Source organism: Pseudofrankia saprophytica (genome assembly GCF_000235425.2).
Lineage (GTDB): Bacteria > Actinomycetota > Actinomycetes > Frankiales > Frankiaceae > Pseudofrankia > Pseudofrankia saprophytica.
This window is the reverse complement of sequence record NZ_KI912266.1, coordinates 6,565,998-6,577,847: the sequence shown is the minus strand read 5'-3', so window position 1 is coordinate 6,577,847 and position 11,850 is coordinate 6,565,998. Positions and strand designations below refer to the sequence as shown.

The 11,850-nt window shown below is 73.3% G+C and carries 11 protein-coding genes; 9 read left to right on the top strand and 2 right to left on the bottom strand.

Translation table 11 applies throughout. The features are described from left to right. Positions 1-75: 75 nt before the first annotated feature. The 9 genes from ybeY to FRCN3DRAFT_RS0227830 all read left to right on the top strand — a co-directional run bounded on the left by ybeY (position 76) and on the right by FRCN3DRAFT_RS0227830 (position 9,357). Positions 76-570, top strand: coding sequence for an rRNA maturation RNase YbeY (ybeY, locus tag FRCN3DRAFT_RS0227870; protein WP_007519793.1), 495 nt, complete (start codon positions 76-78; stop codon positions 568-570). Between the two features lie 193 nt (positions 571-763). Beyond that, entirely contained in the window at positions 764-2,209 is a 1,446-nt protein-coding gene (locus FRCN3DRAFT_RS0227865; RefSeq protein WP_007519795.1) for a hemolysin family protein, read from the top strand. Continuing rightward, positions 2,196-2,591: a cytidine deaminase gene (locus FRCN3DRAFT_RS0227860; protein ID WP_051467226.1), complete on the top strand. Its 396-nt coding sequence runs from the start codon at positions 2,196-2,198 to the stop codon at positions 2,589-2,591. Before FRCN3DRAFT_RS0227865 ends, FRCN3DRAFT_RS0227860 begins: the two co-directional genes overlap by 14 nt. A gap of 100 nt (positions 2,592-2,691) precedes the next feature. Beyond that, on the top strand, positions 2,692-3,636 hold the full coding sequence (gene era, locus FRCN3DRAFT_RS0227855; RefSeq protein ID WP_027141003.1) for a GTPase Era: 945 nt from the start codon (positions 2,692-2,694) through the stop codon (positions 3,634-3,636). Positions 3,637-3,765: 129 nt separating this feature from the next. Next, positions 3,766-4,500, top strand: a complete 735-nt coding sequence (gene recO / locus FRCN3DRAFT_RS0227850) for a DNA repair protein RecO (RefSeq protein WP_027141002.1) — start codon at positions 3,766-3,768, stop codon at positions 4,498-4,500. 281 nt (positions 4,501-4,781) lie between these two features. Then, positions 4,782-5,576: an isoprenyl transferase gene (locus FRCN3DRAFT_RS0227845; RefSeq protein WP_007519801.1), complete on the top strand. Its 795-nt coding sequence runs from the start codon at positions 4,782-4,784 to the stop codon at positions 5,574-5,576. A gap of 1 nt (position 5,577) precedes the next feature. Beyond that, the gene (locus FRCN3DRAFT_RS0227840; protein ID WP_007519803.1) at positions 5,578-6,063 is read left to right on the top strand and encodes an antibiotic biosynthesis monooxygenase family protein; all 486 of its coding nucleotides are present in this window, start codon (positions 5,578-5,580) and stop codon (positions 6,061-6,063) included. A gap of 409 nt (positions 6,064-6,472) precedes the next feature. Beyond that, a complete protein-coding gene (locus tag FRCN3DRAFT_RS0227835) occupies positions 6,473-7,834 on the top strand; it encodes a restriction endonuclease (protein ID WP_007519805.1) in 1,362 nt (453 codons plus the stop codon). 137 nt (positions 7,835-7,971) lie between these two features. Next, positions 7,972-9,357, top strand: a complete 1,386-nt coding sequence (locus tag FRCN3DRAFT_RS0227830) for a glycine--tRNA ligase (protein WP_007519806.1) — start codon at positions 7,972-7,974, stop codon at positions 9,355-9,357. Between the two features lie 175 nt (positions 9,358-9,532). Here FRCN3DRAFT_RS0227830 and FRCN3DRAFT_RS46660 read toward each other — a convergent pair whose 3' ends face one another. After that, the gene (locus FRCN3DRAFT_RS46660; RefSeq protein WP_051466387.1) at positions 9,533-10,282 is read right to left on the bottom strand and encodes a hypothetical protein; all 750 of its coding nucleotides are present in this window, start codon (positions 10,280-10,282) and stop codon (positions 9,533-9,535) included. Beyond that, complete coding sequence (locus FRCN3DRAFT_RS46655; protein ID WP_007519808.1) at positions 10,269-11,849, bottom strand: VWA domain-containing protein; 1,581 nt, start codon at positions 11,847-11,849, stop codon at positions 10,269-10,271. Before FRCN3DRAFT_RS46655 ends, FRCN3DRAFT_RS46660 begins: the two co-directional genes overlap by 14 nt. Position 11,850: the final 1 nt, after the last annotated feature.

The window sequence follows — 11,850 nt, the reverse complement described above, 5'->3', positions numbered from 1 at the left end:
GACCGCCGGTGACGGCCGGCGCCGGTGGCACCGGCGGCGTCGCGGCCGCGAACGCTGGTTAGGAGAGGCACCGACATGTCCGTGTTCATCGCCAACGAGGCGGGCGAGACCGACGTCGACGAGGTGGCGCTCGCCGCGCTCGCCCGGTTCGTGCTGGACGGGATGAAGGTCAACCCGCTGGCCGAGCTGTCCGTCATGCTCGTCGAGACGGCGGCCATGACCGAGCTGCACGTGCGCTACATGGGCGAGGACGGCCCGACGGACGTGCTCGCCTTCCCGCAGGACGAGGCGTTCGAGTCCAGCTACGCCGACTCGGCCGACTCCGACCCGACGACGCTGCTCGGCGACGTCGTGCTCTGCCCCGAGGTGGCCCGGCGCCAGGCCGCGAGCGCCGGCCACTCGACCCAGCGCGAGCTGCACCTGCTGTGCACCCACGGCATCCTGCACCTGCTCGGCTACGACCACGCGGAGCCGGCGGAGGAACGCGAGATGTTCCGCCTGCAGGAGGACCTGCTGGCCCGCTGGGAGACCGCCAACGCCACCGGGCAGGCCGCCGGCTCCACCAGCTGAGCAAGCCGGTCGGGCACGGGGGTCGTCCGGGCACGGGGGGTCCGAGCGCGAAACAACCGTTCCCCGCCGTACCACGCCTCCTGCGCCAGGCCGTTCCTCGCTCTGGGCAAGATCCGGGTCACGGATCCGGTCCAGGGCATTCTGATGAACAGGACGTCCCGAAGAGGGCCGTCTCGATGAGAAGGGCTTCTCGATGAGCTCGGCGGATGTGCCGCTCATCCTGCTGGCGGTCGTCGCAGCGTTGGCCGCGGCCGCCCTGGGGGGTGTCGACGCCGCGCTGACCCGGGTATCGCGGGTCACGGTCGAGGAGTTCGTCCGCCACTCCCGGCCGGGCGCGCGCCGGCTGGCGACGGTCGTCGCGGACCCGGGCCGGTACCTCGCGCTGTTGCTGCTGTTGCGGATCATCGGCGAGATGGTCGCCGCGGCCTGCGTCACGATCGTGGCGGCGCATGCCTACGGCACCGGGTTCGCCGCGGTGTTCCTCGGCGCGGCGATCGCGACGCTGATCTCCTACGTCCTCGTCGGGGTGATGTTCCGCACCCTCGGGCGCCAGCACGCCCCCACGGTCGCGCTCGCCAGCGCCGGGCTCACGGTCAGGCTCGCGTGGATCTTCGGCCCGCTGCCGCGGCTGCTGATCGCGTTCGGCAACGCGGTCACCCCGGGAAAGGGCTACCGCGACGGTCCGTTCGCCTCCGAGGCCGAACTGCGCGACCTCGTCGACCTCGCCGAGGAGAACGAGGTCATCGAGCCGGAGGAGCGCGATATGATCGCCTCCGTCTTCGAACTTGGGGACACGCTCGTGCGTGAGGTCATGGTGCCCCGCCCGGACATGGTCTTCATCGAGTCGACGAAGACCGTCGAACAGACCATCTCGCTGGCGTTGCGCGGCGGCTTCTCCCGCATCCCGGTGATCGGGGAGAGCGTCGACGACGTCGTCGGGATCGCCTTCCTCAAGGACCTTGTCGGCCGCGAGCGCGCGGGCGGCGGCGGCGAGCCCGTCGACTCGGTGATGCGCGCTCCGGCGCTCGTGCCGGAGAGCAAGCCGGCCGACGACCTGCTGCGCGAGATGCAGGCGTCGCGGACCCACATGGCAGTCGTGATCGACGAGTACGGCGGCACCGCGGGCCTGGTCACCATCGAGGACATCCTGGAGGAAATCGTCGGGGAGATCGTCGACGAGTACGACAGCGCGGTCCCGCGGGTGGAGTGGCTCGACGCCGACACCGCCCGGGTGACCGCCCGGCTCGAGGTCGAGGACCTCGCGGAGCTGTTCGGCGTCGCCGAGGACGACCTGCCGGGGTCCGACGACGTGGAGACCGTCGGCGGGCTGCTGGCCAGCGCGCTCGGCCGGGTGCCGATCCCGGGGGCGATGGCCACGGTCGGCGGGCTGTCGCTGGTCGCGGAACGCGCCGCCGGCAGGCGCAACCAGATCGGTACCGTCGTGGTACACCGGGTGGCCGCCGACACCGACGGCCCGGACGACGGCGATGAGGCGGACACCGCCGGTCGCCCCGCGGCAAGGTCAGCCGGCTCGGCCGGCGGCCGGGACGCGGGGACGGCGGGTGGCCGGGAGGCAGGCAGGGAGAAGGGTGACGAGCGCGATGGGCAGCGAGGCCAACCAGATCATGCTGGCCGGTGAGTCGGTGGCCGGTGAACCGGTGACCGGCGAGCTGGCCGCAGAGGACGCCAAGCTGGTGGTGCTCGCGCGGTCCGCCCGGCTGCGGGCCTACACCCCGCGCGGCGAGCGGGCCGAAGGCGCGGCCGTGCGGGATACCGACGGGCGCACGTATGCCGCGGCCACCGTGGGGCATGCCCGCCCGGAGCTCGTGACCGCGGCGCTGCGCGCGGCCGTCGCCGCCGCCGCCGCGAGCGGCGCCCGCCGGTTCGAGGCCGCCGCGGTCGTGTCGGAGGCGGACCAGCTCGCCGCCGACGACCTTGCCGTGCTCGCCGAGTTCGGCGCCGGCGTCCCGGTCCTGCTCGCCGGGCCGGACGGCGTCGCCCGTACCAGGACGACGGTCTGACGTGCCGCGCCCGTTCCCGACCGAGCGACCCCGCCAGGCCACCAGCCACCGGCCCGGCGACTCCCCGGCCATGACCGGCTCGTCCGCCCCCGCCGAGGAGGTGGCGGGCCCGGCGTTCCGCTCCGGCTTCGCGTGCTTCGTCGGCCGGCCGAACGCCGGCAAGTCGACGCTGACCAACGCCCTGGTTGGCACCAAGGTGGCGATCACCAGCGGTCGGCCGCAGACCACCCGGCACGCGATCCGCGGCATCGTGCACCGGCCGGACGCCCAGCTGATACTCGTCGACACCCCCGGCCTGCACCGCCCGCGCACCCTGCTCGGCCAGCGGCTCAACGACGTCGTGCGCGCCACCCTCTCCGAGGTCGACGTGGTCGGCTTCTGCACGCCCGCCGACGAGCCGGTCGGCCGCGGCGACCGGTTCATCGCCGAGGAGCTGTCGCGGCTGCCGAAGCGCACGCCCGTCATCGCCATCCTCACCAAGGCCGACCGGGTCACCGAGCCGGACCGGCTCGGCGCACGGCTGCTCGAGCTCGCCTCCCTCGGCGACTTCGCCGAGATCATCCCGGTGAGCGCCGTCCCGGGACGGCGGTCCGCCGGGGGCGACGAGGCCACCTTCCAGCTCGACGTGCTGGCCGACCTGCTGGTCGCGCGGCTGCCGGAAGGGCCGCCGCTGTACCCGGACGGCGAGCTCACCGACGAGCCGGAGCGGGTGATGGTCGCCGAGCTGGTTCGTGAGGCGGCGCTGGAGGGCGTGCGCGACGAGCTGCCGCACTCGCTCGCCGTCGTCGTCGAGGAGATGCTGCCCCGCCCGGACCGGCCGGCCGACCGGCCGCTGCTCGACGTCCACGTCAACGTCTTCGTCGAGCGGCCCAGCCAGAAGGCGATCGTGATCGGCGCCCGCGGCGCTCGGCTCAAGGATGTCGGCACCAGAGCCCGCGGCCAGATCGAGGCGCTGCTGGGCACCCCGGTCTTCCTGGACCTGCACGTCAAGGTCGCCAAGGACTGGCAGCGCGACCCCAAGCAGCTGCGCCGCCTCGGCTTCTGAGCCCGGGCCGTCGGCCGCCGTCCCAGGGCCGGCCACGGAACGTGGCAGCCCGGACCGCGCGGACCGCGCGGACCGGGCCGGGCTGGGCCGAACCGTGGGCCAACCGGGCGGCTATGCGACCATGGACGTATGCCGGTGTACCGCGACGAGGGTGTTGTGCTACGCACGATGCCCCTCGGCGAGGCAGACCGGATCGTCACCCTGTTCACCCGACGTAACGGCCGGGTACGCGCGGTGGCGAAGGGGGTGCGCCGCACGTCGTCGCGGTTCGGCGCCCGGCTGGAGCCGGCGATGTACGTCGACCTGCAGCTGCACCAGGGGCGCTCATCCCTGGACACCGTCACCCAGGCCGATCTGCTCGGGCCGTACGGCGCCGTCCTCGCGGGCGACTACGGCCGGCACACCGCGGCCGCGGTCATGCTGGAGACGTCCGAGCGGCTGACCAGCGAGGAGCGCGAGCCGGCGCTGCGGCTGTTCCTGCTGCTCGTCGGCGGCCTGCGCACGCTGGCGTCCGACGTGCACCCGTCCGGTCTGGTGCTGGACGCGTTCCTGCTGCGGGCGCTCGCGGTCAGCGGGTACGCGATGGCGCTGGACGACTGCGTCCACTGCGGGGAGCCCGGCCCGCACCCGTCGGTGTCGGTCGCCGGCGGCGGCATAGTCTGCCCGCGGTGCCGGCCGCACGGGGCCGCGTCGGTGTCGCTCGCCGCGGTCGGGCTGCTCGCGGACCTGCTGCACGGTGACTGGGCTGGCGCCGAGGTCACCGACAGCAGGACGAGACGGGAGGCGGCCGGGCTCGTCGCCGCCTACCTGCAGTGGCATCTTGAACGGGGACTGCGCGCCCTGCCGCACCTCGAACGAGCGTGACGGCGGTATCGGACCGCTGGCCGGCGCCGTCGACCGCATCGGCCGACACTGAATGGTGGGGACTGGTGGGCAGGCGAGGCCGAGGCCGAGGTCGAGGTCGGGAGTCTGCCGAGGTCGGGAGTCTGCCGAGGTCGGGAGTCTGCCGAGGCCGAGAGCCGGCCGAGGTCGGGCGGTGGTCGGCGGCGCGGCACCCCGGTGGGAACGGTCAAGGACCAGGCATAAAGATGGGGGAGGCAATGCGCGTCGGAATCGGGCTGGATCAGCGGGGAGGTGGACTTCCGGTGAGCCTGCAGGATGGCGGGGTCAGGCCCCGCCGGGACCCGCATCCGCACCCGTCCGGGGCGCGTCCGCCGACGCTGCCGAAGGAGCTGGTGCCCCAGCACGTGGCCATCGTCATGGACGGCAACGGCCGCTGGGCGACGCTGCGCGGGCTGCCGCGGACGAAAGGCCACGAGGCGGGCGAGGACGCGCTCTTCGACTGCGTCGAGGGTGCCATCGAGCTCGGCGTCCGGTGGATGTCGGTCTACGCGTTCTCGACGGAGAACTGGAAGCGCTCACCGGACGAGGTGGCCTTCCTGATGCGCTTCGTCGACGGCGTGTTCGGCCGGCGCATCGACGACATGGACGCGCTCGGGGTGCGGGTCCGCTGGGCCGGCCGGCGCCCCCGGCTGTGGAACAGCGTCATCCGCCGCCTGGAGAAGGCCGAGGAGCGCACCCACGCCAACGACCGGCTCACGCTGGCGATGTGCATCAACTACGGCGGCCGGGCCGAGATCGCCGACGCCGCCGCCGCCATCGCCCGGGACGTGAAGAACGGCCTGCTGCGGCCGGAGAAGATCGACGAGCGCACCGTCGCCCGCTACCTCGACGAGCCGGACATGCCCGACGTCGACCTGCTCATCCGTACCTCCGGCGAGCAGCGCCTGTCGAACTTCCTGCTCTGGCAGGCGGCCTACGCCGAGTTCGCGTTCGTCGACACCCTCTGGCCCGACTTCGACCGCCGGGACCTGTGGGCCGCCTGCGAGGACTACGCCCGCCGCGACCGCCGGTACGGCGGCGTCGCGGCCAGTGCCTGACATGCCTGGACCTGGAGCCGAGCCCGCCGCCGACCCGGGCCCGGCCGTCCCGGCCGTCCCGGCCGTCCCGGCCGTCCCGGCCGTCCCGCCCCGCCGTCCTGTGGCGGCGCCCGTGCTGGCGATCGTGCGGTTCCGGCTGCCGGCCGGCTCCGGTGAGACGGCCGCCGCCGGCGAGTTCGCGGCGGGAGCGAGCCGGGCATTGACCGCCCTGGGGCAGGCCGACGGCTACCGGTCAGGCCGGCTCGCACGCGCGGTCGACGACCCGGACGAGTGGGTGCTGGTCACCGAGTGGGACGGCCCGGGTGCCTGGCGGCGGGCGCTGGGCCGGTTCGACGTCAAGATGGAGCTGACTCCGCTGCTGGCCCACGCCGTCGACGCCCCGGGCGCGTTCGAGGTGCTCGTCGGTCAGGACAGTCCCGCGGCCGCCCCCAGCGGCTATGGCTCGGCCCTCGCCCCCGACGCCGCCAGCGCCGCCCCCGGCCGCTGACCCGCCCGCGGGCGGCCTCAACGCCGAACCGAGGCAGACCAGCGTTGCCATAGACAAGCCCATCCGACACGCTTCCCCACCGCCTTGGTCAACTGTGTCAGCTCAGGTGGTCTATAGGGATGCTGGTCTGACACGGTTCGTCTCGCGGCGGGCCCTCCGCGCGCAGCATGCCGGCGGGACACCTGGGCCGGGGCCAGCCGGGAGCCCTGGCGGTCTCGGTTCAGGGCCGCTCGGGCGCGCTGAGCCGTGTGCGCCTGACTGCGGAAGGTAGTCGGTCGGCGTGCGGGCCAGCCTCGGCCCCGCCGGTGCCGCGGCGAGCCGACGGAGGACGCCGGATTCGCCCCGAACTTGGGACCTTGGCCCGGATAGGCTGCCTAAGCTGGCCGTTTCCGCGCCATATGGCCCGACCGTGGGGGAGTGGTTGGAACTCGCGAAGGGCGCGAACACCACGGTGCCGAGCCCGGTGGCGCGGGTGTCGCTCGCATCGAGCCTGCCGGCCCACGCCGTGGACCTGTTCGCGCTCGAGCTGACCGGCGACCGGCGCGTCCGCGACGACGGCGACCTCGCCTTCTACAACCAGCGACGCTCGGCGGACGGCTGCCTGTGGCAGGTCGATGACCGGCGTGTGCGGATCGCGCTCGGCGACCTCGCGGACGACGTCGAGGCGGTGGTCGTGGCCGCCGGTCTGGACGACGGCTGGCTCGGCACGTTCGCCGACGACGCCGGCCTGCGGGTCCGCGTCGAGGAGGCCGGCGAGTCGGCCTGGGACGGGCCCGGCACCGACGGCGGCTGGGCGGTGAGCCACCGGGTCACCGCCGAGGGCGCGGAGCGCTGCGTGGTGCTCGTCGAGCTGTACCGGCGCGGCGGCGGCTGGAAGGTCCGCGCGGTCTCGCAGGGCTGGGAGGCGGGTACCGCGGCGCTGCTGACCGAGCATGGCGTCCGCGTCGAGGAGGCACCCGTCGCCCCCGTCCGGCCCGCGCCGCCGGAGGTCCGCGTCCGGCCCGCCGCCCCGCTGCCGCCCACCCTGCCCGAGATGCCGCGCCGCCCGGCCGGGGGCAGGGCGGAGCCCATCGCCCCGACCAGGCCCTACCCGCGGTCCCCTTGGGGGACCGGCGGGGGCGTCGACCCGTCCGAGGCCCCGACCGCGATCGTCGCCTCCCCGACCGGGGCGTGGCCGGCCTGGCCCCGCCAGTCCGGCGCCGACCCCGCCGACCCCGCCGACCCCGCGGGCGCCGCGGGCGGCCGGGTCAGCGGCTGGGACGGCGCGCGCGCCCGGGGCCGCGATGACAGCGGCGACGACCGTGATGACGGCTCGAACGGCCGGCGTGGCTGGGCGGGCGCCAGCCGGCGGCTGCACGTCCGGCCCGTGGCCAGGGCGGCGCGGCGGGCGCCGCTGGACCTGCTGGCGATGGATCCGTACGACTTCGAGCAGCTGGTCGCGAACCTGTTCACGAAGATGGGCTACAACACCCAGCGCACCGGGCGCTCCGGCGACGGCGGCGTCGACGTGGAGGTGCGCTCCGACGACGCGCTCGCCAGCGGGCTCATCGTGATCTCGGTGAAGCGGCTGAAGCGCACGGTGGCGGCGCACTACGTGCGCGAGCTCGCCGGCACCGTCCACGACCGGGACGCGATCAAGGGGATCCTGGTGACGACGTCGGGTTTCGGCCCCTCGTCCTGGGAGTTCGCGGCGAAGAACCGCCTCGAGCTGGTAGACGGCGAGCGCCTGCGCGCCTGGCTCGCCGAGTACCTCGACCTCGACGTGATCTGAGCGCCCGGCAGGGGACGCCGGGCCCGCTCCGGCGCGGTGCCGGCGCGGGCCGTCACCGGGTGGCCGTCCGAGTCCGTAGGCTGGACCCCTGTACATCGCCTCGACGACGAGACGTCAGTGGTTAAGGAGCAGGGTCCGTGGCAGGCACATCCGACCTGATGGACACCATCGTCAGCCTCTCCAAGCGGCGGGGCCTCGTGTTCCCGTCGAGTGAGATCTACGGCGGTCTGCGGGCGTCCTGGGACTACGGGCCCCTCGGTGTGGAGCTGAAGAACAACGTCAAGCGCGCCTGGTGGAAGGCGGTCGTGCAGGGCCGCGACGACGTGGTCGGCCTCGACTCGTGCGTCATCCTCGCGCGCGAGGTGTGGGAGACCTCCGGTCACGTCGAGGTGTTCACCGACCCGCTGACCGAGTGCACGAACTGCCACAAGCGCTACCGCGCCGACCATCTCGAGGAGGCGTTCGAGGCCAAGCACGGCCGCAAGCCGACCGACCTGTCCGAAGTGGTCTGCGCGAACTGCGGCACCCGGGGCAAGTTCACCGAGCCGAAGAACTTCAACGGCCTGCTCAAGACCTTCCTCGGCCCGGTCGAGGACGCCTCGGGCCTGGCCTACCTGCGCCCCGAGACCGCGCAGGGCATCTTCATCAACTACGCCAACGTCCAGTCGACGGCGCGGCGCAAGCCGCCGTTCGGCATCGGCCAGATCGGCAAGTCGTTCCGCAACGAGATCACCCCGGGCAACTTCATCTTCCGGACCCGCGAGTTCGAGCAGATGGAGATGGAGTTCTTCGTGCCGCCGGGCGAGGACGAGACCTGGCACGACTACTGGATCACCGAGCGGACGAAGTGGTACACCGAGTTCGGCATCAAGCCGGAGAACCTCCGCCACTTCGAGCACCCGAAGGAGAAGCTCTCCCACTACGCCAAGCGCACGGTCGACATCGAGTACCGGTTCAACTTCGCCGGCCTGGAGTGGGGTGAGCTGGAGGGCATCGCGAACCGCACCGACTTCGACCTGACCGCGCACTCCAAGGGCTCAGGCGCCGACCTGTCGTACTTCGACCAGGCGACGGGCACCCGTTACACGCCGTTCGTCATCGAGCCGGCGGCCGGCGCCGACCGGACCACGCTCGCCTTCCTGCTCGACGCCTACGACGAGGACGAGGCGCCGAACACGAAGGGCGGCGTCGACCGGCGCATCGTGCTGCGCCTCGACCCGCGGCTGGCCCCGGTGAAGGCCGCGGTGCTGCCGCTGTCCCGCCACGCCGACCTGTCGCCCGTCGCCAAGGACCTCGCCGCCGAGCTGCGCCGGCACTGGAACGTCGAGTACGACGACTCCCAGGCCATCGGCCGCCGCTACCGGCGCCAGGACGAGATTGGCACCCCGTACTGCGTCACCGTCGACTTCGACACGCTGACCGACCAGGCCGTGACGATCCGCGAGCGCGACTCGATGGCCCAGCAGCGCATCGCCCTCGACAAGGTCGTCACCTATCTGAACGCCCAGCTGGGCCCGATGTAGGCACTCGGCCGCCGGAGTCCGCCGGGCGCCCGGCGGCCGAACGTTGTCCCCCGGGTGTGCGATCCCGCAGACATTTGGGGGACACGATCGGGACATTCGGGGGACAGGTTTGCTACTGTCGAGTACAACGGCGTCGACCGGAAGTACCCCCCGAGCTTCCGATCGGCGCCGTTCTTCATTTCCTGGCGTCCGGCGGGTCGCTCGGGTCCACGGGCTCCGGCTGGTCGGGAATCTCGAGGGCGTTCGGGCCGAACCGGTCGGCCAGGAAGCGCTCGTGGGCGAGCAGCCGGCTTGCCTCGCCGCTGCTGGCGTCCTCGGTCACCTCCCGAACGGCCCGCTCCAGCAACACCAGCTGGTCGAGCAGCACCTGGCGGGGCGTGCGCCCGTCGCGCAGGCGGTGCGTTCCGGCGAACGTTCGCGGCAGGCTCAGGTAACTGTCCAACGCGGTCGGCAGGTAGTCATCCACGAGCCGTTCGACGAGGTCGGTCTCCGGCGAGCCCCGGCGCAGCAGCCCCGGACGGTCGAACAGCTCGTCGAGCGCGGTGGTGACTCGCTCGGTCGCACGGATCACCTCCGTCGGGGCTCGGCCGATGAGCGACTTGTGGTGCGCCTGGGCCGCTGCCCGCAGCCGTTCGACGTCCACCCGGTCGCCGTAGTCCTCGCCGAGGGCGTCGAGGACATCGGGTCCGCTCGCGGCCCGGCGAGGGAACGCCAGCGCGCCCGCCGCGTAGAGCGCCGCGACGCCCAGCGGCCACCAGGGGGCCGGGATGACCCCGAGGACCCCCAGCAGTACGCCGAGGAGCGCGCCGACGCACCCGAGGATGTTGCGGCCGGACCCGAGCCAGCCCATGAGGCCCCCGCCAGCGGGGCTGGCGGGCGGACCTGCGGGGGTGTCCCGGCCTTCGCGGTCCCTACTGGTAGCCACGGATCTCCCGGAACACGTCGGACAGGGACACACCCGGCGCTGTGGCGTCAAAGACCGCCCCGCCGGTGTTGGTCGCGATGGCGGTGAGCGCGTCCCGGTCGGCCTCGCCGAAGACGACCGCGAACGTGCGCACGGCGCGGGCCCCGGCGGGCCGGGCGTCGTAGCGGCTGGTGAACCCGTCGGCGTCGAGGCCGCTGTTGGTCTCGCCGTCGGTCATCAGCACGATCGACGTCAGCGCGGTCGGGTCGGCCTTCATTGCCTGGGTCGCCTTGTCGTAGGCGGCGTCGAGCGCGGTGTAGACGGCGGTGTTGCCGCCCGCCCGCAGTGACCCGGCGAAACCGGTGATGGCTTTCAGGTCCGCCGAGCCGGGGCTCGGGTCGGTGATGGTGAAGTCGCGGGTGCCGGTCACCTTGCTGCTGAAGGTGATCATGGTGACGTGCTCCCGGCCGCGGAACCGGGCGAACCGGCCGGCGAGGCTGTCGTCCGCCCCGGTCAGCCCGACGAGGGCCTGTTGGAGCGCGGCCAGCCGGTCGCCCTCCATGGAGCCCGAGACGTCCAGCACGTAGATCGCGTGCGTGGGGCGGCGGTACTCGTCGAAGTAGGCGGCGAGCAGCTGGTCGGCGACCTGCTGGGTGGCCGGGAACGGCAGCTCGATCGGCGTGTTGGTGCCGAAGCGGGCGTCCAGGGGAACACCGGGGACGGCGGGGCGGCGGCTGGTGTCGTTCTGGATGCGGCGCTGAGCCTCGGGGGAGCGCAGCCAGTCGACGACGCGGGTGTACTCGTCGCGGCGGTTGTCGGCGAGCAGGGCCATCGGGTAGTCGGCGGTGATGACGCCGTCGTGCGGGCGGATGATCGTGATCGGGCCGGCCGCGCCGGAGCGCTGCAGGGTGAGCAGCACCGACTCGTAGTTGATCATCGCGCCGACGCTGGTGGCGGGGGCCTTGACGAAGGCGTCGGTCAGCCAGCCGGAGCTGCCGGCGGTGAGCACCTGGCCGGAGAAGAAGCTGGTGAGCGGGGCGGTCTTGATGTCGGAGGCCTGCAGCGCGTCGCCGGTGCCGGCGAACGCCGCCGCCACCCCGACGAGCGCGGAGAAGCCGGAGTTGGAGGCGGCCGGGTTGGTCATGGCGTAGGTGAGCTGGCCGGAGGCGACCTTCGCGGCGATGTCGCCCCAGCTGACCTGCGTGTCGCCCGTCCAGCCGAACTGCTGCGCGAGCGGGGTCCGGAGGCCGAGGACCACCGGGGAGAGCATCACAGGGGTGCGGACCAGCTCCTTGGCCGGACCGCCGGGCAGAAGGCGCAGGTAGCGGTCGGAGGAGAACCAGGCGGCATCCGCGTCCGCGCCGCCGTGCAGGATCTTGTCGGCCCCGTCGAGGGTGCCGGTGTAGCTCAGCGTGACGGTGATGCCGGTCGCCTTCTTCAGGTCCGGCAGCAGCGGTTCGAGGTCCTTCAGCTCGGAGCCGGCGAGTATGCGCAACGTCCCCGGCTTGCTCGGCGGCGGTGGCGAGGCGCTGGCATCGGTGCCGCCCGAGCCGCCGCCGGTGCAGCCGGCGAGGAGTGCGGCGAGCAGC